Here is a 23,938-nt window from a genome sequence, read left to right on the forward strand (position 1 = left end):
ATGTTCCTCAGAATAGCAACAGGAATTTAAAGCAATGAAATCTATGCCTGCTCAACGATGGTTAATGTAGATTCGGCGAAGCAGTATACTTTATCCATATAAATCAAATTAAATTTGTTTTCCTCGCTCATTTAGTGGGATACTTACACTGCAGCTAATCTTAAATACCATGGAAATTCTGACACAACAACCAACTGTACTTTGGGTAGATGATGATGTTGATGATCTTATGATGATAGGTCATGTATTGAATGAAATGGGTCACCGTGTCAATCTGGTTGAAGCCGGAAATGGAAAAGAAGCACTTGACCTATTAAAGGAAATGTATGAGCATGAGCAATCGCCCTGTCTTATTGTGTTGGATTTGAATATGCCTGGCATGGATGGTAAGCAGACCCTGCAATACATACGCAGCCAAACTGATTTCAAATTAATTCCAATTGTTGTATTTACCACTTCTGACCGCGCTGCAGATGTTGCATTCTGTAAACAATACAATGTGCCTTTATTTACAAAGCCGATTGATTATAAATCTTTGAAGAATACCATGGGGCATATATTGGGATTTTGCAAAGCCGGTGATGCAATAAAAATGGAAAATACCAAGTATAAATAGATTTATTTAGAAATCTTGGGCTTCTACTTTGAAACAAACCTCCGGTACTACAATACCACCTTTGCCTGTCAACTAACTATAATGTACAGATCAAACAATTGCTCAACTATGGTCCGATGTCAATATGTTTATTAGATTAATAGTACCCCAAGAAATGGAATAATGAATTGATAGGTGGAATTGTTTACACAATTCAAAGGTTACTTTATGGATTGATATACGTTTCACCCTTAAATTTTTTGAGCACAACAATTGATGGTAAACAATGTCAGCTAACCTAGTAAATAAAAAGTGATATGGATGCCATAGTGAGGATGGGAGATGCTTATATGCATTATAATATATCCAGGGAAGGCCCGGGAATATACCAGGCGCGGTTGATCAGGTATGAAGGATGTCCGACCGAGGAACCACCTCGGGATGTTGTTTTGACGCGGGGATATCGTTGTTGGGCGGGTAGTGCCAATCATCCATTACTATTAAATGAATTAGGCAAAATGATTGACTCGCTGTCTTCTTCTTATGATCCGGATATTGATGCCCATATAGGCAGACCTGCTCCACTGTAGTATTACCGGGGGCAATTTGTAACTTGAATTTTATTAACGTACAGGCAAAAGAATGCTAAAGGTAGCTCCTTTACCAGGCTCACTTACAGCCTTAATATAACCATTGTGATTCTCTACTACCTTCTTCACAATTGATAACCCAACCCCTGTTCCTGAATATTCATATTTGCCATGAAGCCGGGTAAACATATTAAATATGCGATCTGCATCATTTTGATCAAAGCCAATACCATTATCCGAAACTTCTATCAGGTAAAATTGATCATTCCATAACCCCGAAGGAACGTTCAATCCTGAATCTACTCCCGAAACCTGCCTGGAAGAAATTGAAATTACCGGGACTTCACCAGGTTTATTGTATTTAAGTGCATTACTTATAAGGTTTTGAAACATTTGTTGTAATTGTCTTCTATACCCATTTACCGTTGGTAACGCTCCAACCTTTATTTGTGCATGCTTTTCCTGAACCTGAACTTCAAGATCTTCCTGAACTAAAGTTAATTTACGATTCAGATCAACCTCTTCAATTTCCGCATGTCTGTGATTCACAAGAGAATATTGCAAGAGATCATCTATCAGTAAACGCATGCGCTCAGTTGATTTTTCTATACGGGATAATACGTCAATTTCTTCCTCATTTAGCCTATCCGATATTTTAAATTTTAAGCGCTCTGTAAAGAACTGAATTTTTCGAACCGGCTCCTTAAGGTCATGGGAAGCTGCATGGGCGAATTCCTCAAGGTTATTATTCGACCTTTTTAATTCCTCTACCAATGCCTCCATTTCCAATTGCATTTTTTTAACATCCGTATAGTCTGTAAAGGTTATCAAAACTCCGTCGTTGAAAGGAGTACACATTATATCTATCCAGGCATCCTTACTTTCAGATCTGTAATGAAATTCAACCCTGTTTACCTGCTTTTTTTCTATTGAATCACAAAAAAGCTCGAACAAGCCGTTTCGTTTATATTCAGGAAAATAATCACTTCCTAAAGCACCTACAAGTTCATTGGGTTCTTTTCTAACATAAGCAGCAAGGGTCCTGTTGACTATAAGGAATTTAAAATCCGTAATTACATTTTGAGTATTGATTACAGGAACAATTGTGAAGATCCCCGATTGAGTATGATTAATTATTGTTTGCAATTGTTCAGCAGATTGCTCTATGGCCAGTTGAGCTTCCCTTGTAGAAGTGATATCCGCAAAAATCGTAATTAAATGATTTGCATCCATCCTCGAAATGGATATCTCCAGCCAATGACCTGTGGATTCTAAAAGATATTGAGTTTGAACGGGCTCACCAGTTTCAAGTGTATGAACACACATTTTAAAATAAGCCGAATCCCTGATGTTAGGTTCCAGTTCAACAGCAGTCTTGGTAAGATAAAGTTCCTTGGGAATACCAGTGAAAGTAATCGCAGCATCATTAGCCAAAATAGTTCTTCCATCTATAACATTAGCATCCTTGTCTTTAATTATTTGGGTAACAGATATCCCATTTGCTGAGTGTTTGAGAATGTTATCGAGTAAAGTATTTTTTTCCTGTAATTCTGCAAGTGCGTTTTTATACTCCGAGATATCTGCAAAGTTTACATAAATTTCCTTGTCATGAAGCTTAGTTATAATTACATCATACCAGGAGTCTAAACCATCTCCCTTGTAGTACATTTCATGCCGAATGGATTTGCCCGTGAATAATACCTGGCAATTAAGATCAAAGGTTCCATTTTCTTTAGATGCGGGAAATAAATGGAGGTAACTTTTCCCAACTACTGCCTCAGGAGAAAGGCCTACTATTCTATTGAATTCTTGATTAACCCCCGTAATAAGAAAATCAATAATCTCGCCTTTTTCATTTTCTAGAGCCCTGCAAGAGAACCAACCATTCAGGGAATTATTTAAAATGAGATTTGCTAAGTCAGCCTGGCGTTGCTTTTCCTCGCGTTCTTTTACTTCAGTAGTAATATTTACGGCCACTGTAAGAACTCCGTTTTCTACAGGCAATCTCTTTATCTTAAAATGTTTATCCAGAACTTTATTATAATAAGTACCCTCAAATTGAACTCCAGATCTATAAACCTGGCTGAGCTGGGCAAAAAGCATTGACCTTACAGTATCATCAGCACCGATTATTGAGCGTGCTTTTTGGCCTATCAGTTGGGCTCCTTGCAAACTGGCCGCAATTTCAGCCTCTTTATTACAATAGATTACTTCAAAATCTTCCAGGCTTTTTTGGGTACCATCCCCAAAAACGGGTACAAAATAAACTACAGCATCAGGCAAATTATCCATAATGGCTGTTATGAGGACCTGGCTAATAGGTAAACTGATCATATAGGGTATGTACTGAAATTATTTAAGTACTGGTTTTAATAGTTTATTTGAAAAGTTAAGGCAGAATTCTCTTTTTCAGAATCACATTTATTAATAATGGAATTATTATACCAAAGAGTTAAGGGTTCCATAAGCAAAATACCAGAAAAGGAATAAGAAATGCCCCTAACCTTATTTTATCCAGGGAATAGCATAACCAAATAGGGAATGAATTTATATCAATAATCATATATAATATTAGTGAATACCGAAACCTTAATGCAAAAACTCCTTAGTCAATGAGGCTAAGTACTCCCCTGGCCCGGTCCCAGTTTTGATTAGGATAATCTCAATAAACATAAAGTGCGGTAATATGTCAAGAAAAGAACAACTTATTTGTGGAAAAAGTAAATGGACAGACATTACTGATCCTTCTATGAATGAAATGGAGGAATTAAGTAAGGAATATGGTCTTAATCAACATATTGTCAGGGATTGCATGCAACCTGAACACCTGCCAAAATACGAATTTACGGATGGAGTACATTTCCTCATACTTCGCTTTTATTCACATACCCCCGATAAAAGATTAGTAACGATTCAGGATCTAACCAATAAGATTGCCATATTTTATAATGATGATTTTTTGATTACTATTCACAAATCAGAAACGCCATTCCTGGATAAACTCAGGAAAAAGTATGTACCTACTGAAAGGTGTTCCTCGACCAGCAACTTGTTAACACAAATAGCATGGCATTCCCTGGAGACCTATGATGAACCAGCTAACAGGCTATCGGAACAAGTTGATTTCTTCGAAAACCAGATCATGCTAAAAAATTCTGGCCACGACCATATTGAGTCACTCTATATTCTTAAAAGGGAAGCTTCCATTGGCCATAAAGTATTAATGTTAATGCTTGAACCAATAAACCATATATATATTAAAAAAGGAGAAGAAGCTGCCCTGCAGGATGCAAGGGACCAACATTTAAAAATGCAGACGCTTTATACACAGGTATTAGAGGAATTAAACAACCTTCTAAATCTTTCAATGTCTTTCTCCTCACAAAAAACAAATGAGGTGATGAAGGTTTTGACTATATTCTCAGCATTTTTCCTGCCACTTACTTTTATAGCCGGAATTTATGGAATGAATTTTCATTATATGCCGGAACTTGCACAAAGATGGGGATATCCTGTCTGCTTAGTTATTATGGCATTTATTACCATCAGCATTTATTCCTGGTTCAAACGAAAGCATTGGCTGTGATAAACCATTAATTATTCATTATACTGAGATCTGACAATTTAGATTTTTATCTTCTTATACAGAATAATAGATTTTATTTCCTTATCCCAAAACAGGTATTGTTTGTTTAGTAAGACCAATTAGCCCAGGCTTCCTTATCCTTTACCGTAGGATGATATTGACCGTAATATTTTCCATCAGCTTCTGAAGCTATACTGGTAAGCTCCGTTAAGAATGCTACCGCTTCAGAGATCTTTTGAAGCGAATGCTCCTTTTTATCCAGGTAATCACTGATGACTTGAATTTTGGCTTCTATAAGGCTTGTCACAACCGAGTCACTGGATTGAGCCTTAGTATTGAAGCTTGCCATACATATTAAGGCAAGAAGGACAGTTTTCATATAAAGAGGATTTTAAGATGTTCCCTGGCAATTCCATGAAACTCTACCGCTAATATCAACATTTCATTTTTAAAATAGAAATATCCGTTGTGTATTTTCATTTATAATCTAACGAATAAATACATAACGATTTTGCCTAACAAGGATCATTCTTATTCTGTTGCTTTAATCAGAACTTTAGAATTATTTATGTTGTAACTTTTAATTGTAGAACAAGCAGCGGAGGGTTACATGAAAACCATCGTAAAATATGCAGGCCAGGCAAAAACCATCATGGTAAACTCAATTACGCTTTACCGGTTGCTCGCCTCATTATTGTTGCTTTATTTCATTGTGCTAAATGATCTTTTTACTTTTAAATGGTTACTCCTGGTGAGCTTTTTTACAGATGCTATTGATGGCTTTCTTGCAAGGAAATTCAAAGTAACAACCGTTATGGGCTCTAAATTTGATTCTATTGCTGATGACCTCACAGTATTGATGGCAGTAATTGGAATTTTTAAATTTAAACCTGGCTTTATCAGCCATGAAAAGCTTCTGGTAACTATTCTCCTTGCACTTTACCTGGCCCAAACCTTAATAGCATTAATAAAATACAGGAAAATCACCAGCTTTCATACTTACCTCGCCAAATTTGCAGCAATAGCCCAGGGAGCGTTTCTTATCCTTCTATTCTTTTTACCTGAATGGCCTATTGGGTTGTTCCGCATAGCAGCAATAGTGACAATATTGGACCTTTTCGAAGAAATTATGATAGCTGGCATACTTGATAAATGGCAAACGGATGTAAAAGGACTGTTTTGGATATTTAAAAACAAACATCCAAACATTTATAAATTATCCTTATTATTTCTTATTCTATTCTATTCTATTCTTAAGGATGAGAAGTGGAATAGTTAATTCAAAGCTAAGTTGATCCGTATGTATATCACCTGTAATCCTTTCAAATATATTATGGTGGTGAGCCATCATAACAAGAAGATCAGTAGGATGATTTTCAATGAATGTAAGAATTCCTTTTTCTACATCATCAGACTCTACTCTTTCATATATATAACTTGCCTTAGATAAAGCTAATCCCAATTGCAATTTTTCGGGTACTTCTGATACTTTCAACTCCTTGTTTTTCTTATCGATATGCAATACACGTAAACTTGCATCAAACTGCTCAATAAATTGAAATAATGGTTTAAAGCTATAACCAGTAACCATCTCTGTAAAATCAACCGCTAAAACAATGTTTTTAATTGCAGTAAATGAAAAATATTCAGGAATTACCAATACAGGTACTTCAGTTTTGCGAATTGTTTTTATTGTTGCACTTCCCCATACCTTATTTTTACTCTCTCCCTTCATCCCCATTATAATAAGGTCAGCATGTAATTGTTTTGCAATTGAAGAAATTGTGTCACCTGTATACCCTATTTCTATTTCGCCATGCACCTCAACCCCATAGTTTTCTTGTATAAACCTAACCTCCCTGGCGACCCGCTCACGATTCTTTTCATGTTGTTCAGTTTCTGTATACATCCAAGGCTCAGGTCCAATGGCTGCAGGTATGAATTCAAGGTAAACATGCAATAAGTATATTTCGGCACCTGATATTTTGGCTAATGAACCAGCATACTCTTCTGCAGTACGGGAGGATGCCGAAAAATCAATAGGAACCAATATCTTTTTCATTTTATTATGTTTTGATGTCAGGCCATCATAAAGTTGATTAAATAAAACATTTTAGATAATGACAATGGTTGGTAAAATGCTGATAGCCATCACCTAACTAAAATATTTCCAATAAAAAATAGGTTTATTTCTCTCAAGAAAACAATCAATGCAACTCCTGAGCTATGTAGTTCATTCTCCTTATTACCATATTATTTAAGGATCAACACCGGTTTGGTAGCATTACGATAAATGGCTTCAGAAATGCTTTTATGGGTTAAAGCGTAAAGAAAACTATACTTGCCTGGCAAGGCAATAATAATTTCTATCGGTTGCTTTGCTTCAAAATTCAAAATACCCTGTATAATATCTGTTTCATTAGTATAGAAGATCTGGTGCGGAAAGTTCTTTAGTATCTGGTGTAATTTTTCCTCAGTAGATTTAAATTTCTCATCCGGCTGAACATAACGCATGCCGGGATCTACATTTAATACATCCAAAATCACTTCTTCCCATGGCGACGATCTTGGAAGGCTGTTTATTTTTTCCAACCATTGTATGGCATTGAAGTTACAGGGTACGAGCGCGTGTTTGACGGGTTTATAAACGTAGCCTGCTGGCACGATTAGCACACGAACGGGACTTATTTTGGCAATGGTTATTACATGACCCGAAATATAACTATCACTTGAATAACTATAATGATCACTTCCCAAAATAATAAGGTCAACATCTTCTTCTTCTATTATTTCGATTACTGATTTGATCAAAGGGTATTCACTTACTGCCGTCATTATCTTAACCCCAGGCAATAAAGCTGCAACCTTGTGACAAATCTTATCAAGTGCAGCAATCGTTTCTTCTCTTTCCATTTGCTTATAATCCTGGCTTACATTGCCATATTCGGCGGAAACAATAATTGATTCAAACATTGAATCATAAAGAGATTTTAAAAGAATGATGCGGCCATAATTATATGTTCTGGACCAATGTATGGCAAACTCAAGCGCATTATCAGATGTATCAGAAAAATCGATAGGCACAAGTAATGTTTTCATATTGGTGTTGCTTTTTATTGGATACTAATCCATAAACTGTGGTGTATGAAGTTAATGAATTGTTTAGTTTGAGTGTACAACCATTAAGGCATTACTCCACCTTGATTGAACAGCCAGAATTTTAAAAAGCGCTAATTCAAATCCTATAATCTCAGTTACCGTTTTTATAAACTACTGTTCGCCATCAGCAAAAACACTGATGAGAATCATAGCATCACGAAACTACCTGAAATAGTTTTACTGCGTTAAAAAGCGCTCAAACCGTGTATTCTAATTCTGCAATATTTATTCTGTTCAATCAATTGTATTTATGAAAAGTAATTCAGTGATGAATAATGAACTGCCGGCAACAGATCCCCGCGTTAAACTTCTAGCAGCCAAAATAAAAAAGGAAAACTTCAAACCAGATGCACTTATAGAGATTCTTCATTCAGCTCAAAATTCTTATGGCTACCTTCCAATGAATGTACTTGCATATATAGCCAAAGCCCTTCATCTTCCACCTTCAAGGATCTATTCCACAGTTACGTTTTACCACTTTTTCTCTCTTAAGTCAAAAGGTGAACATACCTGCCTTGTTTGCACCGGCACTGCATGTTATGTTAAAGGGGCCCAGGCTATCTTAAATGAGCTGGAAAAAAAGACAGGTCTAAAAGCCGGGCAGGTATCTGCAGATAATAAATTAGGCGTTCAGGTAGCGCGATGTATCGGGGCATGTGGACTGGCACCCGTTGTGGTGTTGGATGATGAAGTGCAGGCAAAAGTTACAACTGATGAAATCATCAATAAGATCATAGATAAAATCGGGACAAAATGAACAGACAAGAATTTAAAGACCTGGTAATTGCTGAAACAGAAAAAACAAAAAACAGCACATGCAAGCATAAGATATGTATTTGCTGTGGTGCAGGTTGCATTTCTTCCGGATCTGAAGCAGTAATGAAAAAGTTACAGGAAGAAATAATAGAAAGGGGATTACAATCAGAAGTGGAAATTATACCAACAGGTTGTATGGGGCCCTGCAACCAGGGACCATTAATGAAATACCTTCCAGAGAATTCCATTTATCAAAAAGTAGATTGTTCAAATATCTCGCAGATCGTGCAAAGCCAGGTAATAGAAAAGAAACCCATTGAGCACCTTCTTCTTTTTGCCGACTCAAGGGAAAGGCCCTTTTCTAATGCAGATGAGGATCCCTTCTTTAGCAAACAATTAAAGATCGTTTTAAAGAATTGTGGTCAACTGAATCCCGAAAGGATTGAAGATTATCTTGTCCATGAGGGTTATAGAGCATTAGATAAAGCACTGTTTGAAATGTCACCTGAAGATGTGATAGCAGAGATCAAGCAAAGCCGGATGCGAGGTCGTGGTGGTGCTGGCTATCCAACTGGTCTTAAATGGGAAACAGTATATAAATATGTAAATGACCAGAAATACGTGATCTGCAATGGAGATGAAGGTGATCCTGGTGCTTTTATGGACCGCAGCGTTTTGGAAGGTAACCCTCATAGGGTTTTAGAAGGAATGGCAATAGGCGGTTACGCCGTTGGAGCCAGCAAGGGCTATGCTTATATAAGAGGCGAATACCCCTTGGCTATCAAACGTTTTGAAGCCGCCATCAAACAAGCTAAAAAAATGGGATTACTTGGGCCTAATATCCTTGGAAGTAATTTCTCCTTTGATGTGGAGGTAAGAATAGGAGCCGGGGCTTTTGTTTGTGGTGAAGAGACCGCCCTTATTGCTTCCATAGAAGGAAAACGTGGAACGCCGAGACCCAGGCCTCCATTCCCGGCAGAGAGTGGTCTTTGGGGAAAGCCAACCCTTATAAATAATGTGGAAACCTTTGCAGGCATTGCGCCTATTATCAATAATGGCGGTGAGTGGTATAGCGAGATCGGAACTCCCAAAAGTGCAGGTACAAAGGTTTTCGCACTCGCTGGAAAAATCAATTATTCCGGCCTTATTGAAGTGCCTATGGGCACATCACTCAGGGAGATCGTTTTTGATATTGGCGGAGGTATCCAGGGTGGTGGAGAATTTAAGGCTGCTCAAACCGGCGGGCCTTCCGGTGGATGTATACCCGCAGAGCACCTTGATGTGAAGATGGATTATGAAGCGTTGGTAAACCTGGGATCTATTATGGGATCAGGAGGATTGATCGTTATGGATCAATCATCTGATATGGTTGATGTTGCCAGGTTCTTTATGGAATTCTGTATGGATGAAAGTTGTGGCAAATGTGTCCCTTGCAGGGTAGGAACCAAAATGATGCATGACCTGTTGCAAAAGATCTGTGACAACAATGCCTCAAGAATAGACCTGGAAAGACTGGAAGAACTGGCTGTTTATGTAAAGGAAGCAAGTTTGTGTGGACTTGGAGGGTCTGCTCCTAACCCTCTGTTAAGCACCCTTCGGCATTTTAGAAATGAATATGAAACCAGGATAGGCAAATACGAAGAAAAGCACATTGAAGTACCCCAAACATCTGAAGTATGAACACAATAGATATTAAGATCAATGAAAGGTCACTAAAAGTGTTACCTGGAATTACCATCCTCCAGGCTTGCAGGGATAACGGAATTGATATATTGACAATGTGTCATTTAAAAGGTCTTTCTGATGTCGGTGCCTGCCGGCTATGCCTGGTAGAAATAGAAGGAATCAATAAATTATTGTCAGCCTGTACAACCAGGGTGGCCAGCAATATGGTCATCCGTACAGATACAGAAAAAATAAAACGCTACCAGCGTATCACTACAGAATTATTCTTCGCTGAAAGAAACCATGTTTGTTCTGTTTGTGTTGCCAATGGCAACTGTGAGTTACAGGAATTAGGATATAAGGTGGGAATGGATCATATACGCTATCCATTCCTGTTTCCTGAATGTAAGGTAGATACATCGCATCAATACTTTGTAATGGATCATAACCGGTGCATTATGTGCACCAGGTGTGTGCGGGCATGTAGCGAAGTTGAAGGTGCCTTTAACTGGGATGTGAAAAATCGTGGATTCCAGGTAAGAGTGATCTCTGATTTTGATACCCCCTGGGGTGAATCTATTACCTGCACATCTTGTGGCAAATGTTTGCAGGCATGCCCTACCGGAGCATTATGGTCAAAAGACGTTGTACAGGGTCAGTTGGAAAAACACCCTGAGATGATAACGGAATTGGTAGAGAAAAGGAAATTGTTATTGACCTGATGAGTGTTGCAGAAGGGTTTTTCTATAAATGCAACAATTACAAAGTCAATGAATGAAATTAAAAAAGTAACAATGACAAAGAAAAAAATAGGTACCGTATGGCTCGGGGGATGTTCGGGCTGTCACATGTCGCTACTTGACATAGATGAAAGAATATTGGATGTTGCCAGGTTGGCTGACATTGTAAAATGTCCGATTGTGGATGGCAAGGAATTTCCGAAGGTAGATATTGCACTGGTGGAAGGCTCCGTAACAAGTGATGAGCATTTACACGAAATACTTCATATCCGTAAACAGGCCAAACTATTGGTTGCATTAGGTGATTGTGCAGTGATGACAAATGTTACGGGTATGCGCAATTATTTGCAATTAAATGAAGTATTTGATACTGCATATGTCAATGCAATAAGTAATGACCAATCCGGCACAGTGCCCAATCACCCTGCGTTACTGCGTCTGCATGACAAAGTATTTCCGTTGCAGGAAGTGGTTAACGTAGATTATGTAATTCCTGGCTGCCCGCCAAGTGCGGATGCCATCTTTTATGTACTGTTCGAATTTTTAAATGACAGGGTACCCGATTTAAACGAAGTAAAAAAACTTAAATATGGTTAACGAAGATAGGAGACAGATCCTTATATCACCAGTCACCCGCATAGAAGGCCACGCCAAAATCACTATACGCCTGGATGACCATGGAGAGGTTGATGAAGCATTGTTCCATGTAAATGAATTCAGGGGCTTCGAAAAGTTCTGCGAAGGAAGACTATATACTGAAATGCCCATCATCACTCCACGTATTTGTGGAATATGTCCTGTCAGTCACTCCATTGCCAGCGTAAAAGCTTGCGAAATGATACAGGGCATACAACCTGCATATGCAGGAAATATATTGAGACGGCTGATACATATTGGACAAAATATTTCTTCACATGCATTGTCCTTTTTCCATTTATCATCTCCCGATTTTTTATTGGGTTATGACAGTGACCCGGTGAACAGAAACATTCTTGGCCTGGCTGAAAAGTTTCCTGACATAGCCCTAAAAGGGATCAGGCTGAGAAAATTTGGACAAGAGATCAGCCAGAGGATAACGGGCAAAAAGATCCATATCAGTGGCATTGCACCGGGTGGTATGGCTTTCCCCCTGTTAGAAGAAAACAGGCTCGCCTTATTAAACTGGATTCCCGAGGCAAAGGAAACCGTACAATTGGGATTAAGTATCATTAAGAAATTCCATGAAGAAAATGCAGAAATGGTGAACAGTTTTGCAGTTTCGCCAACATTATACCTGGGCACTGTAGGTCCACAGGGAGAACATGAATTATATGATGGCAAGCTCAGGTTCATCGATGAAAATGGAAATATCTTACAAGACCAGTTAGATCCAAAAAGATATTTGGAATTTATAGCCGAACGCTCCGTAAGTTGGTCCTACCTGAAATATCCATATTATAAGCCTCTGGGTTATGAAAAAGGCTTTTACCGGGTTGGGCCACTGGCTAGGTTGAATGTAGCCAGCAAAATGAAAACCCCGCTTGCTCAACTGGAGTTTGAAAATTTCAAGAATATTGCAGGCGGCAGACCAATTCACGGCACTTTTTATTATCACTATGCACGCCTTATAGAAGCTTTAAGCAGTGTGGAAGAAGCAGAAATACTTTTGAATGACCCGGAAATAACTTCTGATCATATTCAAACCCATGGAAAATGGAACTACACAGAAGGTATTGGCTGCTCTGAAGCTCCAAGAGGCACCTTATTCCACCATTATATTACAGATGAATCAGGCAAATTATTGAAAGTAAACTTGTTGATCGCTACAGGACAAAACAATCCTGGTATGAACAAGAGTATCACAGAGGTGGCAAAACAATATGTTAATGGAAATGACATCAAAGAAGGAATGCTAAACAGGGTAGAATCAACTATCAGGTGCTATGACCCCTGTCTTTCCTGTTCTACACATGCCATTGGAGCAATGCCTTTACAGGTGGAAGTAATGAACGCAAATGGACAAATCATACAAAGAATAGAAAGAGGTTAATTTCTCAGTGAACCGATCCATTCAAGGATGAGGCTAATTGCCTGCTGGCAATTAGCCTTTGCTTTTTCAGATATTGTATCACCTATATTAAAATCATGTCCCCTGACAGCGCAAATAAACAGGGACATCTTAATACCATAAACCTTTTCAGACAAGGCAGCCAACATTGCTGCATTTAAATGATGTGAAGAAGATAATGGTGACTCATCATGTGGATACAGTTTATACAGGTCAGCGTCCTTTCCTTCTATAGAAGCATCTGTTATAAGTACATGATCAAAATGCAAAAGATCTTCAACCAATTCAGCCTCGAGTTGCTGAACAAGCATGGTGTTTACTCCCGGAACCTGCATTTGTTCTATAGCATTGCATATATAATTTCCAATTCCATCATCCCCACGAATGGTATTACCTACCCCAACAATGCAGATAGTATAGGCTTTAGTGTTCTGCATAATTCATTTTAGCATATCCTGGGTAGTTGATCGCCGGTTAAAAAATTTACCACCCTTTTACCCCCTATGCGGCTTTTCATAACAACTTTACCAGGATGGTCCAATGTTACTTCGCCAATAATAGCTGCTTCTGTTCCATTACTGTCAGCATTGAGTTGAGCCAGGAAATCAGTAGCAACATTTCGGTTTACAATAGCTATAAAGATCCCCTCATTGGCCACATACAGAGGATCTAATCCAAGCATTTCGCAGGCGCCTTCAACCTGCTCCATTATCGGCAGGTTGTTTTGGTCAATTGAAAACCCCAATCGGGTCAATTCTGCCACTTCATTTAAAACGGATGCTATCCCCCCACGTGTAGGGTCTCTCAGGAATTTAATATCATTACCAAATCTATCCAGCAAACCAGTAATGGTGTGATTCAGATTTACTGTATCACTGACAATTGTTGTTTCAAATTCCAGCCCTTTACGCACACTCATGATAGCAATGCCATGGGTAGCAATACACCCGCTGACAATGATCTGGTCTCCTGGCTTAATACGCTTGTGGTGAATAGATGCACCTGGATGAATGATGCCAATGCCGGAAGTATTAATGAACAGCTTGTCCCCTTTGCCTTGTTCCACAACTTTAGTATCACCTGTTACAATTTTCACCTCAGCCTTATGCGCTGCCTGTTTTATACTTAAAAGCACCTGGAAGAAGTCAGACATCGAAAGTCCTTCTTCAATAATAAAAGAAAGGGACAGGTATTTAGGAATAGCCCCACACATCGCCAGGTCATTTACTGTTCCATTAACAGCCAATTCACCAATATTACCACCCGGAAATATAAATGGGCTTATCACATAACTATCGGTGCTGAAAGCTACATTACCACTCAAGGGAAAACTTGCACCATCATGCTGTTGATCCAGCAGATCATTTCCCAGGATATCAAACACGCCGTTTTGTAATAGTCTGTGCGTTAATAAGCCTCCGCCACCATGTCCTAAGGTGATCACATCAAAATCGAATTTGGGAAGCGGGCAACTCGTTTTCATACCGTTTGTATAGTTAATTCATGAATATTGACTTACCTGCGTTGATGCATAATGATAATAAGCAGCACAGGCCCCTTCACTGCTTACCATGGGAGCCCCAAGTGGGTTTTCCGGCTTACATTTATTTCCAAAATTGGGACATTGGAAAGGTTTCTTTAAACCCTTCATAATAGCACCGCTTATGCATTCTTTATTTTCTGCCACATAAGGAAGATTAAGATCGAACTTTAGCCTTGAATTATATTTCCTGTACATTTCGGTAACCTCATACCCACTACATGGTATATTACCAATACCTCTCCATGTTCTGTCACTGATTTCAAACACCTCATGAATTGTTTCCTTTGCCAAAATGTTACCTTGCCTATTCACTGCTCTTGCATATTGGTTCTGCACCTGGTATTCCCCATTTTCCAATTGCTGTACAGCCATCAGGATCCCCTGCAATAGGTCAACAGGCTCAAAACCTGTGATCACAATGGGAATTTTATATTTTTCTGCTATAGGGTAATATTCTTCCATTCCCATGATAGCACAGACATGTCCCGCTGCTAAAAATGCATCTATCGTATTTTCCTGATCCTGTAAGATAGCTTCCATGGCAGGAGGAACAAGCACATGTGATGTAAGTATAGAATAATTAGACAGATTTAGCTTATGAGCCTGGATGACACTAAGCGCATTGGCAGGGGCTGTAGTTTCAAATCCTACAGCAAAAAACACAACTTCCTTTGAAGGGTTTGCCACCGCCAATTGAACCGCTTCGAGTGGGGAATATAAAATCCGCACATCAGCGCCTTTAGCTTTCGCTTCAAGTAAATTGGTTGAAGACCCAGGCACTCTTAACATATCACCGAAAGAACATAGAATAACACCAGGTTGCTGTGCCAAATAAATAGCTTCATCAATAACGCTTACAGGAGTAACGCAGACCGGGCATCCCGGGCCATGTACCATAGTAATGCCAGGAGGCAGCATGTCCAATATTCCATTTTTAACCAGGCTATGTGTTTGGCCGCCACATATTTCCATTAAGGTCCATGAGCCTTGTGTAATGCGATGAAGCTCATAAAGATATTGCTGCACCAATCCGGGATCCCTATATTCTGAAAGATGCTTCATGTAACTGGGAATTTAAGTTCTTTCGCTTCATCCATTTTTTCAAGGTATTCCAGGGTTAGCAAAGCTTCCTGTTCGTCCACAATACTTATTGCAACTCCTACATGTACCAGCACATAATCACCAATCACAGCTTCAGGAACCATACATAAGTTTACCTCCTTCATAATACCATAAAAAGCAACCTTTCCAATTCTAAATACTCCATCATACTGGCCGGCAATAGAAATGATCTTTCCAGGTATGGCTAAACACATATAATTCAATTTTGAAGGTGAAGTGATTCTTTTTCTATCTGGATGCTATGTTCAATAGAATACCTGGCTAATTGGCCGAAACCTATGCATTCATCATTACAACTTAATTGATTGTGAAAATAAAGCCCGAAGTCTTTCTCAAAGAGTTGCAAAATAAGGTCGACAAGCAATGCATTTTGAAATACGCCCCCGCTAAATGCAATCTTATTGACTCCAAAATCCTTCGCAGTTTGCCCGATACATTGTGCCAATGAAACAAATACTTTAAAAGCGATTCGGCTGACAGGAGTACCGCCTAGTTTTTCCTCCATAATTTCCTGTACCATGAGGTTCCAATCAAGCCTGTTTCTAAACCTGGGAACAGGATAATACTCAAGACTTTTATCTGGCGAAAGTTCAGCCAGGGCTTGCAGCTTCATAGCAGCTTCTCCTTCAAACGTATTGATATGAAGGACATCGAGCATTGACGCTATTCCATCTAACAGCCTACCCATACTGGAGGTTAATAATGGAGATGGCTGAACTACCAATTTTTCCATGTAAACCTGCTCAGGTTCAGTAAAATGTTGTAATGCCTCTTTAAAAAACCGTTTATTGTTACAGAGTAATGAAAGAGCGGATAATCTTGGTTCAAGACTCATCTTATCGCCCTGCAGCCATGGAAAATAATCAAGGTGTGCTACCCGGCTCATATACCCCCCTTCCAGTAGGAAAAATTCCCCTCCCCATATTTGATGATCATCTCCATAACCTGTACCATCCCATATGATACCCATTATAGGTTCTTCAGCGTGCAACAGGCCATTTTCAGCAAGTACAGCCCCAAAATGTGCTTCATGATGTTGCACCTCTATCACGGGAATTTGAAGTTGATCTCCTAATTCTCTCCCAAAGTTTGATATGGCATAGTTGGGATGCTTGTCAACCAGGATAGTTTGTGGACTGAATTGCAGCATATCCATAAGGTGCTGTAAAGATTTCCTATAGCTCTGGTGCGCACCATAATCTGACTGGTCGCCCAAATATTGACTAATATATAAATTGTTACCAACTGCCAGCGTAAATGCACTTTTCAATTCTGCACCGGCTGCAAAGATCTCTTCATTAAAATAAAAAGGATTTGAATGATAATTAGGAGCTATTCCACGTGACCGCCGAATAATTATTTGCCTTCCTCCTGTGGTATACTGCATTACACTATCATCCTGGGGAGTTACGATGCGTCTATCAAACGTCAGCACATAATCAGCATATTGGGTTAAATGCAGTAAAGCCTCTTCATCATCGTATATAATGGGAGATCCACTTAAATTTCCACTTGTGGCCACTAATGGAACCTTAACAGCTGATGCTACAAGCGCAAGCAATGCTGTATAAGGAAGCATCACCCCTATCCTGTTTAAGCCCGGAGCAACTAATTCCTTACAAATTGAAGTATGTACTTTATCCTTCAACCTGCAAAGTACCACTGGAGCAATATTGCTTTTCAGGGCATTACTCTCCAGTTCGGAAATTATCAAATCCTGCTTTGCTATTTCTAAAGAGAGGTATAATAAAGCGAAAGGCTTTTGGAGGCGATGCTTCCTCTTTCTCAATAATGAAATGGCAATTTCATTGGTAGCATCACATACCAACAAATATCCTCCCACACCTTTTATGGCTACTATATTTCCTTCAAGTATGACATTCCTGATACCTGCTATAATTTCTGTCGCGCCAATAGCCAGCTCTTCACCTTTACTATTGTACCATTTTATAGGAATAGGGCATTCGGGACAAGAATTTGTTTGACTATGGTGGCGCCGATTATTAATATCAGCATATTCATTCTTGCAGTTGGTGCACATGGTCATGTCTGCCATTGTTGTTCTCATCCTGTCGTATGGAAGGCCGGTCATTATAGAATACCTGGGTCCGCATTCTAAACAAGTGGTGAAAGCATATCCATATCTCCTGTTATCCTTGTTGGATATTTCTGAAAGGCATGTTGGACAAATGGCTATATCTGGCGGAAGCATCATGTCAGGTTTACCACATTCAATGCTTTCATTAATGGTAAATGATGTAAAATGCTGCTGCCCTATTTGTCTCATGCTATGGGCAGTGACTAATGAATTAGCCGGTGAATGACTTGACAGGTATTGATAAAACTCCTGGGCAAGTTCCTTAGAAGCGTTCATTTGTATGCAAATGCCACCATTGGTATTAGAAACAGATCCATTAATATGCCTCTTGACCGCCTGTTTATAAATAAATGGTCGGAAACCAACGCCCTGTACCAAACCCTTAATATTGATCTCCCAGCTTTGCATATTATGAGGTTTGAGGCACCTGCATTTTTTGTTGTATCCAGGCAAACCATTCACTCAATCCTTTACCAGTTGTACAACTCACTTCCAAAATCTGCAGATCAGGATTCACTTGTAATGCATAGGATTTCGCTTTATCCATGTCAAAAGAAACATAGGGCAGCAAGTCTGTCTTATTAATGATGCAAAGTGTGGAAGTATGAAACATGTCAGGATATTTAAGGGGCTTGTCTTCCCCTTCTGTTACACTCATGACCACTACCCGCTCCTGTTCACCCAGGTCAAACATGGCAGGACAAACCAGGTTTCCCACATTTTCAATAAACAATACAGAATTTTCTTTAGGGTTTATTCCCTGCACAGCATGCAGTATCATATGAGCATCTAAATGACAACCCTTTCCTGTATTGATTTGTGTAACCTTTGTTCCTGTAGCATGTATGCGATCTGCATCATTACTGGTATATTGATCACCTTCTATAACGTAAAAACGGAAGTCTTTATTCAATTGTTTTAAGGTGCACTCCAGCAGGGTGGTTTTTCCCGAGCCCGGAGAACTGACCAGGTTGATTGCTAAAATATTTTTGGCCATAAAGTAACCCCTGTTCCTTTCTGCCAGCAGGTTATTGCCCGATAGAATATCCTTTTCAACATCTATTGAGCGTTTGCCTTCATGAGTATGTAAATGGCCGCCATCATACTCATGATGATGGCCATGGAAATGCTTCCCAGGTTCCCTGAAAGAAATGTTCTCTTCATCATTACAACCACATGTAACGCACATATGTTTTCGATTTTAGTATTAAAACAATCAAGTAACGATCATGCTTTTGATCCTTAGTTCCTGGCCATTCAGTATCGATACGGAATGACTATTACAATCCGGGCATGGATCAAATAATTCCTGAACAAAAAACTCAGATCCGCATACAATGCACCGAGCCCTTCCATCAATTCTCTTTATGTGCATGGCCGCATTTTCCAATAAAGTTTCTTTCACACCATATTCCCAGGCAAATCTTAAAGCTTCTACCTCCACTGTTGCCAGGCATCCTATCTCCAGTTCTATTTCTTCTACCCTCGCAGCTTTAACTTTAGCAGCTTCATTTTCCGCAATGGAAACAATACTCTGTACAATTGAAAGCTCATGCATCAATTAGTCTTTTTTCACCACCTTCCTCATCCGTATTATAAGGAATGCAACACCTGCTATCAACAATATCGGCAATGCGAAATGTACGGGCTCAACCAAATAATGAGTTACAGTAAACCCGTCTGTTGAACCATGACCCTCATGGGCCGTTACCAACATTGGCATCAGGATAAAAAGCACGGATGCGAAAGGCAATAATCGTTTCATAAATTCTTCTTTATTAAATAAGTAATATTAAATACATCAGCCACCATATTTACTAAGTACGATCATTACAGAAAATGATAGTTGTCATAATCGGGACTAATACTATTTTAGAATTCATCTCTATATTGTGAAATACATTGTTGGGAAAAAGTGACCAGGGTCGCTTTCATTTATTATATTCAGGAATTGCTTTTTGAGCAGGTAAGACATTGATAAAAAGATACCAGCTGAAATAAAGTTTTCGGGTAAGCACAATCCTAATTAAATATGCCCAAACCCATAAAGACCAAAGAAATCAAAACCGGCATTCCTTCTGATAAAAAGGCAACAAGCCTTGAAGATGAAGATGCAGATGATGACACGTGGAAATCAGTTCAGCCAAAACTGATCACAAGCCAGGAAACTATAGAAGTAGAAGGCCACGATATTATACTTACAAATGTTGAAAAAGAATTATGGAACGGCATTACCAAGGCACATTTAATTACATACTATCATTCAATTGCCGCTTTCCTCTTACCCTATTTAAAAGACAGGCCCCTTGCACTGAATATCAGTCCTGAGGGACCTTTTAAAGAGAGTGTCTTTATACGTGGATTAAAAGGACATTATCCTGCCTGGGCCCATATATATCAAACAGAAAGGAAACACAAGAAGGCGGGCAAAAGCGATACGATCGACTGGCTGGTATGTAATGACCTGGCCACCCTGCTTTACATGATCAATTTAGATTGCATTGACATTCATCCATGGAGTTCCCGAACTATGACTCCTGGATATCCTGATTATATTTCTATAGACCTGGACCCAAGCGATAAGGATTTTGAAAAGGCAATAGTTACCGCAAGAACAGCTAAGGAACTGTTTGATAAATACAGGATCAAATCATTTATAAAAACTTCCGGGAAGACAGGCCTCCATATATTTATTCCATGTTGCTCCATACAATTCGGTGAAGCAAGAATTATTGCTGAAAATTTGTGTAATGCCATACACCAACAATTACCAGCCATTACCACCATGGAAAGATCGGTAAGTAATAGGGGCAATAAATTGTATGTCGATCCCAGCCAGAATGATTTCAGTGACCGGCTTGCTGCAGCCTATTGTGTACGGGCCAATAAACTGCCCACTGTTTCCACACCACTGGAATGGAAAGAAATAAAATCTGGTCTCCACCCCAGGAAATTTACTATAGAAAACATTCTTAAAAGACTGGAAAAGAAAGGCGATCTATGGAAATATCTTCTTTCAGAAAAGATAAGGACCGGCAACCTAAAGGGTATCAATGCTTTTCGCTAATCTCTATTTACCCAAATTTTTAAAATAGTGAAAGCTCATTACTATCCTTACCTAATGGCGGTAGATCAGGCCAGTTAAAAGGTTCGTCTTTTTGTTTTTTATCTGGCCTCTCCTTTTGTGTTCTAATGGTATGTACAGGGTAGTACTCCATGTTTTCAGAAGGCAATTCATAATCCAGTATAGCTTCCATTTCTGCTTCCTGCAGGTCACTTGCAAGCCATCTTTCCTCCAGTTGTTTATCAGCCAGGAATAGAGGCATCCTATAAGGATTATCACCACTATTATGTATCTGGCGCATGATATCATTGCCTGGCCTGGTGATAAGTGCAAAACTGTTTTGGGAAGCGCTGTATAACCCCGGGATGCAAAACAATGACCTGTTTTTTAATTTCACATAATAAGGCACTTTCTTCTTCCATCCTTTTATTTCCCGGTGTTCGTAAATTCCGGTTACAGGAATCAGGCATCTACTGTTTCTCCTTCTATACCACCTGGATTTTTTATCATTTAAAATCCTTTCTGATTGGGCATTAAAAGAAACTATACCCGGAGCTACTTCTATCCCCCACTTTAATGGTGTTAAGGCCCGGATTCCATCATGGCATATAATAATGGGATAAGACTTTTCTTCCCTTATCTGGAAATGCCGGTTCATATTATAATCCAGCCCCAATTGCGGATCCAATACCAAACCGGGGAGGTAATCAGTAACCATTTCAATGGTAGTAGAAAAAGAAATATCATAACACATCAGGATAGCTTTTCTATTTCTTCAAATTTAACCTTTACCTGCCGTCCTTTGTAGCTAAGCCTTACAAATAATTCACCAAACTGAACCTCATAGTTTGTATTAACGGTTTCCCCTGCCTTAGGCGTCCAACCAAGTTCAGCTACATATTTTTTTGCTTTTTCCTTCATTCGGTCAGTAATGCCTGCTTCCCAACCTGGCCGAAAAACTGGGAAATAGATCTTGTAATCAGCTGGCATACCAGCAGCTATATACAGCCTTTCTCTGTGCGTACCATCTTCCCAATCATACAAAAAACGCATAGGGTCATACGCAATGGCTCCTAAATGATCCTGCGCAGTAGTTAACATCTCGTAGTGGCTGATCAGGAAATAGCCTTTTATACCCTGCTCATTTATGTTTCTAGCCCTGTCGAATCGCTGCCTTACAAAATACCGTTTGCCAGAACCTACAAAAGCCTCCAATAATTGAATAGTTAAAGGATGAAAGGGATTGAACATACTAACTTGCTTTTATGACCTGGTGTAGGCGCGTGGTGTAGGCACCAGAAAGATTCCCTTGTTTTAACTTCCAGTTCTGTCCATAATCCTGAACTCCAAAGCGAACTACATCCTTTCCAAACACCTTGTTAAGCTCATCTACCTTTTCCATCAACTTTTGGTCTTTTTCATAGGTCAGCGTTTCAAACAACCCAAGCTGCACTTCCTTTTGAGGAATAAGGTCCAGCATCATCACGCCTGCCTTTTGATAATTGTATCCTTCCCTGAAGATCATATCCAATGCTTTCATGGCATGTTTTAATAACAGGGTTGTTAGGTTGGTAGCCATCTCCAGTTCCAGTGTTATGGATTGGAAATATTGTGGGTCTTGTGGCCGATGGGGATTTGTTTGCAAAAAAACATGAACCCTGCGGGCACATGTTTTTTCCTTTCTCAATTTTTCACCACAGGAAGAAGTAAACTTGGCTATGGACTGCGCTACCTCGTTCTTCCTGGTGATCAGTTTTCCAAATGATCTGGAAGTACATATATTTTTACGCACTTTGGTAGTTTCTTCCCATGGAATGCAATTGATGCCTTTGAGTTCATGAAAAAGCCGTTGTCCTACCACACTCATTTCCTTTCGTATCCATTCTTCAGGTGCCCTGTTTACGAGGTCAAGTGCCGTAACAAACCCTTTACCCGATAACAAAGCTTCAAACTGTTTTCCAATTCCCCAGACATCCCCGATTTTTGTCGCTGAAAGAAGCATTTCCACCAATTCTTTTGTATCCGCAGAAAATACGCCTTCCCCTGGCCTGTTCTTTTTAGCATACCTGTTGGCCATTTTGGCTAGTGTTTTTGTAGGAGCGATTCCAACTGTTACCGGTATACCAGTACAGCGGCCTACCATATCCTTTATTTCACTGCCCAATTCTTCAAGGTCTTTATATTTCATTCCCGACAGATCTGCAAATATCTCGTCCACAGAATAAACTTCTGCCCTGGGCACTAATTCCTTTATCACCTGCATTACCCTTCTGCTCATATCATCATACAGTGTATAATTGGAAGAGAAAACATTCACTTCTTCCTTTTTTATCAGCTCATCTATCATAAAGGCGGGTTGCGCCATCTGGATGCCTAACTCTTTGGCTTCTTCGCTTCTTGAAATAGCACAACCATCGTTATTAGACAAAACAATCAATGCCCTTCCAAGCAAGCCAGGGTTAAATACCCGTTCACAGGAGCAATAAAAATTATTACAATCTATCAAGGCAATCATACGGGGTATTTTGAAACCTGTATTACCACAGCAGTAACTACGCCCCAGATCCTAAAATCCATATCTTCCGTAATGACCAGGGTTTTATACTTCCCGTTAGCCGGCACCAGGGTGTGACTGCCCTTATCCTTTACATAATATTTTACAAGGAACTCGCTGTCCACTGAAGCAATTACTATTGAATAATTTTTTGGTCTTAGTGATTTATCAACGACCAGCAAAGCTCCAGGGGGGATATGCGCATCGATCATTGAATCATTTACGGCCCTTACATAAAAAGTAGCAGCAGGCCTTTCAATAAGTTCCCTGTTCAGGTCTATCTCCTCCTCTGCATAGTCACTTGCCGGTGATGGAAAACCTGCTTGCACTGTACCTAAATATGGAATGGATTGACACATCATAGTTACTAAATTATTTAGCAAATCTTAGTCCTTTTTTCCAAACTGCCAATCACAACT

Annotated in this window: 26 protein-coding genes; 10 read left to right on the forward strand and 16 right to left on the reverse strand. The window is 39.3% G+C overall.

Annotated elements, in window-relative coordinates; all coding sequences use genetic code 11:
* The first annotated feature begins 169 nt into the window (after positions 1-169).
* Together BUA53_RS03090 and BUA53_RS03095 are read left to right on the forward strand one after the other, a co-directional pair.
* Positions 170-616, forward strand: coding sequence for a response regulator (locus BUA53_RS03090; protein WP_072833778.1), 447 nt, complete (start codon positions 170-172; stop codon positions 614-616).
* Between the two features lie 296 nt (positions 617-912).
* The gene (locus BUA53_RS03095; RefSeq protein WP_072833779.1) at positions 913-1,185 is read left to right on the forward strand and encodes a hypothetical protein; all 273 of its coding nucleotides are present in this window, start codon (positions 913-915) and stop codon (positions 1,183-1,185) included.
* Positions 1,186-1,218: 33 nt separating this feature from the next.
* On the opposite strand, the gene BUA53_RS03100 is transcribed toward BUA53_RS03095, so the two are convergent.
* On the reverse strand, positions 1,219-3,477 hold the full coding sequence (locus BUA53_RS03100) for a PAS domain-containing sensor histidine kinase (protein WP_175546006.1): 2,259 nt from the start codon (positions 3,475-3,477) through the stop codon (positions 1,219-1,221).
* A 394-nt stretch (positions 3,478-3,871) separates the two neighbouring features.
* Here BUA53_RS03100 and BUA53_RS03105 point away from each other — a divergent pair, with 394 nt between their 5' ends.
* Positions 3,872-4,771: a CorA family divalent cation transporter gene (locus tag BUA53_RS03105; protein ID WP_072833781.1), complete on the forward strand. Its 900-nt coding sequence runs from the start codon at positions 3,872-3,874 to the stop codon at positions 4,769-4,771.
* Positions 4,772-4,877: 106 nt separating this feature from the next.
* Here BUA53_RS03105 and BUA53_RS03110 read toward each other — a convergent pair whose 3' ends face one another.
* A complete protein-coding gene (locus BUA53_RS03110; protein WP_072833782.1) occupies positions 4,878-5,150 on the reverse strand; it encodes a hypothetical protein in 273 nt (90 codons plus the stop codon).
* A 231-nt stretch (positions 5,151-5,381) separates the two neighbouring features.
* Between BUA53_RS03110 and BUA53_RS03115 the strand changes: the two genes are divergently transcribed.
* The gene (locus BUA53_RS03115; RefSeq protein WP_072833783.1) at positions 5,382-6,050 is read left to right on the forward strand and encodes a CDP-alcohol phosphatidyltransferase family protein; all 669 of its coding nucleotides are present in this window, start codon (positions 5,382-5,384) and stop codon (positions 6,048-6,050) included.
* On the opposite strand, the gene BUA53_RS03120 is transcribed toward BUA53_RS03115, so the two are convergent.
* Both BUA53_RS03120 and BUA53_RS03125 read right to left on the reverse strand, forming a co-directional pair.
* Positions 6,009-6,833 (reverse strand): universal stress protein, encoded by an 825-nt coding sequence (locus tag BUA53_RS03120; protein ID WP_072833784.1) that lies wholly within the window; start codon positions 6,831-6,833, stop codon positions 6,009-6,011. The two genes, BUA53_RS03115 and BUA53_RS03120, sit on opposite strands and share 42 nt — an antisense overlap.
* Before the next feature lie 191 nt (positions 6,834-7,024).
* Positions 7,025-7,870: a universal stress protein gene (locus BUA53_RS03125; RefSeq protein WP_072833785.1), complete on the reverse strand. Its 846-nt coding sequence runs from the start codon at positions 7,868-7,870 to the stop codon at positions 7,025-7,027.
* 310 nt (positions 7,871-8,180) lie between these two features.
* Here BUA53_RS03125 and BUA53_RS03130 point away from each other — a divergent pair, with 310 nt between their 5' ends.
* The 5 genes from BUA53_RS03130 to BUA53_RS03150 all read left to right on the forward strand — a co-directional run bounded on the left by BUA53_RS03130 (position 8,181) and on the right by BUA53_RS03150 (position 13,120).
* Complete coding sequence (locus tag BUA53_RS03130) at positions 8,181-8,687, forward strand: NAD(P)H-dependent oxidoreductase subunit E (protein WP_072833786.1); 507 nt, start codon at positions 8,181-8,183, stop codon at positions 8,685-8,687.
* A complete protein-coding gene (nuoF, locus tag BUA53_RS03135; RefSeq protein WP_072833787.1) occupies positions 8,684-10,366 on the forward strand; it encodes an NADH-quinone oxidoreductase subunit NuoF in 1,683 nt (560 codons plus the stop codon). The genes BUA53_RS03130 and nuoF overlap by 4 nt, the downstream gene beginning before the upstream one ends.
* Positions 10,363-11,073 carry a bidirectional hydrogenase complex protein HoxU gene (gene hoxU, locus BUA53_RS03140; protein WP_072833788.1) on the forward strand — a complete coding sequence of 237 codons (711 nt, stop codon included), beginning with the start codon at positions 10,363-10,365 and terminating at the stop codon, positions 11,071-11,073. Before nuoF ends, hoxU begins: the two co-directional genes overlap by 4 nt.
* A 72-nt stretch (positions 11,074-11,145) precedes the next feature.
* Positions 11,146-11,688, forward strand: a complete 543-nt coding sequence (locus BUA53_RS03145; RefSeq protein WP_072833945.1) for an NADH-quinone oxidoreductase subunit B family protein — start codon at positions 11,146-11,148, stop codon at positions 11,686-11,688.
* Positions 11,681-13,120, forward strand: a complete 1,440-nt coding sequence (locus BUA53_RS03150) for a Ni/Fe hydrogenase subunit alpha (protein ID WP_072833789.1) — start codon at positions 11,681-11,683, stop codon at positions 13,118-13,120. The genes BUA53_RS03145 and BUA53_RS03150 overlap by 8 nt, the downstream gene beginning before the upstream one ends.
* Here BUA53_RS03150 and BUA53_RS03155 read toward each other — a convergent pair.
* Genes BUA53_RS03155 through BUA53_RS03190 form a run of 8 tightly spaced genes read right to left on the reverse strand, consistent with a single transcriptional unit; the run spans position 13,117 to position 19,666 of the window.
* On the reverse strand, positions 13,117-13,575 hold the full coding sequence (locus BUA53_RS03155; RefSeq protein ID WP_072833790.1) for a hydrogenase maturation protease: 459 nt from the start codon (positions 13,573-13,575) through the stop codon (positions 13,117-13,119). The two genes, BUA53_RS03150 and BUA53_RS03155, sit on opposite strands and share 4 nt — an antisense overlap.
* A gap of 8 nt (positions 13,576-13,583) precedes the next feature.
* Positions 13,584-14,621: a hydrogenase expression/formation protein HypE gene (gene hypE / locus BUA53_RS03160; RefSeq protein WP_072833791.1), complete on the reverse strand. Its 1,038-nt coding sequence runs from the start codon at positions 14,619-14,621 to the stop codon at positions 13,584-13,586.
* Between the two features lie 18 nt (positions 14,622-14,639).
* Positions 14,640-15,743, reverse strand: a complete 1,104-nt coding sequence (hypD, locus tag BUA53_RS03165) for a hydrogenase formation protein HypD (RefSeq protein ID WP_072833792.1) — start codon at positions 15,741-15,743, stop codon at positions 14,640-14,642.
* The gene (locus tag BUA53_RS03170; RefSeq protein WP_072833793.1) at positions 15,740-15,997 is read right to left on the reverse strand and encodes a HypC/HybG/HupF family hydrogenase formation chaperone; all 258 of its coding nucleotides are present in this window, start codon (positions 15,995-15,997) and stop codon (positions 15,740-15,742) included. The genes hypD and BUA53_RS03170 overlap by 4 nt, the downstream gene beginning before the upstream one ends.
* Before the next feature lie 5 nt (positions 15,998-16,002).
* The gene (gene hypF, locus BUA53_RS03175; RefSeq protein WP_072833794.1) at positions 16,003-18,309 is read right to left on the reverse strand and encodes a carbamoyltransferase HypF; all 2,307 of its coding nucleotides are present in this window, start codon (positions 18,307-18,309) and stop codon (positions 16,003-16,005) included.
* 1 nt (position 18,310) lies between these two features.
* Positions 18,311-19,090: a hydrogenase nickel incorporation protein HypB gene (gene hypB / locus BUA53_RS03180; RefSeq protein ID WP_072833795.1), complete on the reverse strand. Its 780-nt coding sequence runs from the start codon at positions 19,088-19,090 to the stop codon at positions 18,311-18,313.
* Between the two features lie 27 nt (positions 19,091-19,117).
* Positions 19,118-19,459 (reverse strand): hydrogenase maturation nickel metallochaperone HypA, encoded by a 342-nt coding sequence (gene hypA / locus BUA53_RS03185; protein WP_072833796.1) that lies wholly within the window; start codon positions 19,457-19,459, stop codon positions 19,118-19,120.
* A 3-nt stretch (positions 19,460-19,462) separates the two neighbouring features.
* Positions 19,463-19,666, reverse strand: a complete 204-nt coding sequence (locus BUA53_RS03190; RefSeq protein ID WP_072833797.1) for a hypothetical protein — start codon at positions 19,664-19,666, stop codon at positions 19,463-19,465.
* Positions 19,667-19,933: 267 nt separating this feature from the next.
* Between BUA53_RS03190 and BUA53_RS03195 the strand changes: the two genes are divergently transcribed.
* The gene (locus BUA53_RS03195) at positions 19,934-20,968 is read left to right on the forward strand and encodes a DNA polymerase domain-containing protein (RefSeq protein ID WP_072833798.1); all 1,035 of its coding nucleotides are present in this window, start codon (positions 19,934-19,936) and stop codon (positions 20,966-20,968) included.
* 19 nt (positions 20,969-20,987) lie between these two features.
* On the opposite strand, the gene BUA53_RS03200 is transcribed toward BUA53_RS03195, so the two are convergent.
* The 4 genes from BUA53_RS03200 to BUA53_RS03215 are packed head-to-tail and all read right to left on the reverse strand — an operon-like array spanning position 20,988 to position 23,881.
* Positions 20,988-21,719 (reverse strand): SOS response-associated peptidase, encoded by a 732-nt coding sequence (locus tag BUA53_RS03200; RefSeq protein WP_072833799.1) that lies wholly within the window; start codon positions 21,717-21,719, stop codon positions 20,988-20,990.
* Positions 21,719-22,216: a hypothetical protein gene (locus BUA53_RS03205; protein WP_072833800.1), complete on the reverse strand. Its 498-nt coding sequence runs from the start codon at positions 22,214-22,216 to the stop codon at positions 21,719-21,721. The genes BUA53_RS03200 and BUA53_RS03205 overlap by 1 nt, the downstream gene beginning before the upstream one ends.
* Position 22,217: 1 nt before the next feature.
* Positions 22,218-23,480: a Y-family DNA polymerase gene (locus BUA53_RS03210; protein ID WP_072833801.1), complete on the reverse strand. Its 1,263-nt coding sequence runs from the start codon at positions 23,478-23,480 to the stop codon at positions 22,218-22,220.
* Positions 23,477-23,881, reverse strand: a complete 405-nt coding sequence (locus BUA53_RS03215; RefSeq protein ID WP_072833802.1) for a LexA family protein — start codon at positions 23,879-23,881, stop codon at positions 23,477-23,479. The genes BUA53_RS03210 and BUA53_RS03215 overlap by 4 nt, the downstream gene beginning before the upstream one ends.
* Positions 23,882-23,938: the final 57 nt, after the last annotated feature.

It is taken from the genome of Flavisolibacter ginsengisoli DSM 18119, from assembly GCF_900129295.1.
Lineage (GTDB): Bacteria > Bacteroidota > Bacteroidia > Chitinophagales > Chitinophagaceae > Flavisolibacter > Flavisolibacter ginsengisoli.

Bases quoted from the DNA above. Each gene is read 5' to 3' on its own strand.
- BUA53_RS03090 (WP_072833778.1), top strand. From the start codon at position 170: ATGGAAATTCTGACACAACAACCAACTGTACTTTGGGTAGATGATGAT.
- BUA53_RS03095 (WP_072833779.1), top strand. From the start codon at position 913: ATGGATGCCATAGTGAGGATGGGAGATGCTTATATGCATTATAATATA.
- BUA53_RS03100 (WP_175546006.1), bottom strand. From the start codon at position 3,477: ATGGATAATTTGCCTGATGCTGTAGTTTATTTTGTACCCGTTTTTGGG.
- BUA53_RS03105 (WP_072833781.1), top strand. From the start codon at position 3,872: ATGTCAAGAAAAGAACAACTTATTTGTGGAAAAAGTAAATGGACAGAC.
- BUA53_RS03110 (WP_072833782.1), bottom strand. From the start codon at position 5,150: ATGAAAACTGTCCTTCTTGCCTTAATATGTATGGCAAGCTTCAATACT.
- BUA53_RS03115 (WP_072833783.1), top strand. From the start codon at position 5,382: ATGAAAACCATCGTAAAATATGCAGGCCAGGCAAAAACCATCATGGTA.
- BUA53_RS03120 (WP_072833784.1), bottom strand. From the start codon at position 6,833: ATGAAAAAGATATTGGTTCCTATTGATTTTTCGGCATCCTCCCGTACT.
- BUA53_RS03125 (WP_072833785.1), bottom strand. From the start codon at position 7,870: ATGAAAACATTACTTGTGCCTATCGATTTTTCTGATACATCTGATAAT.
- BUA53_RS03130 (WP_072833786.1), top strand. From the start codon at position 8,181: ATGAAAAGTAATTCAGTGATGAATAATGAACTGCCGGCAACAGATCCC.
- nuoF (WP_072833787.1), top strand. From the start codon at position 8,684: ATGAACAGACAAGAATTTAAAGACCTGGTAATTGCTGAAACAGAAAAA.
- hoxU (WP_072833788.1), top strand. From the start codon at position 10,363: ATGAACACAATAGATATTAAGATCAATGAAAGGTCACTAAAAGTGTTA.
- BUA53_RS03145 (WP_072833945.1), top strand. From the start codon at position 11,146: ATGACAAAGAAAAAAATAGGTACCGTATGGCTCGGGGGATGTTCGGGC.
- BUA53_RS03150 (WP_072833789.1), top strand. From the start codon at position 11,681: ATGGTTAACGAAGATAGGAGACAGATCCTTATATCACCAGTCACCCGC.
- BUA53_RS03155 (WP_072833790.1), bottom strand. From the start codon at position 13,575: ATGCAGAACACTAAAGCCTATACTATCTGCATTGTTGGGGTAGGTAAT.
- hypE (WP_072833791.1), bottom strand. From the start codon at position 14,621: ATGAAAACGAGTTGCCCGCTTCCCAAATTCGATTTTGATGTGATCACC.
- hypD (WP_072833792.1), bottom strand. From the start codon at position 15,743: ATGAAGCATCTTTCAGAATATAGGGATCCCGGATTGGTGCAGCAATAT.
- BUA53_RS03170 (WP_072833793.1), bottom strand. From the start codon at position 15,997: ATGTGTTTAGCCATACCTGGAAAGATCATTTCTATTGCCGGCCAGTAT.
- hypF (WP_072833794.1), bottom strand. From the start codon at position 18,309: ATGCAAAGCTGGGAGATCAATATTAAGGGTTTGGTACAGGGCGTTGGT.
- hypB (WP_072833795.1), bottom strand. From the start codon at position 19,090: ATGTGCGTTACATGTGGTTGTAATGATGAAGAGAACATTTCTTTCAGG.
- hypA (WP_072833796.1), bottom strand. From the start codon at position 19,459: ATGCATGAGCTTTCAATTGTACAGAGTATTGTTTCCATTGCGGAAAAT.
- BUA53_RS03190 (WP_072833797.1), bottom strand. From the start codon at position 19,666: ATGAAACGATTATTGCCTTTCGCATCCGTGCTTTTTATCCTGATGCCA.
- BUA53_RS03195 (WP_072833798.1), top strand. From the start codon at position 19,934: ATGCCCAAACCCATAAAGACCAAAGAAATCAAAACCGGCATTCCTTCT.
- BUA53_RS03200 (WP_072833799.1), bottom strand. From the start codon at position 21,719: ATGTGTTATGATATTTCTTTTTCTACTACCATTGAAATGGTTACTGAT.
- BUA53_RS03205 (WP_072833800.1), bottom strand. From the start codon at position 22,216: ATGTTCAATCCCTTTCATCCTTTAACTATTCAATTATTGGAGGCTTTT.
- BUA53_RS03210 (WP_072833801.1), bottom strand. From the start codon at position 23,480: ATGATTGCCTTGATAGATTGTAATAATTTTTATTGCTCCTGTGAACGG.
- BUA53_RS03215 (WP_072833802.1), bottom strand. From the start codon at position 23,881: ATGATGTGTCAATCCATTCCATATTTAGGTACAGTGCAAGCAGGTTTT.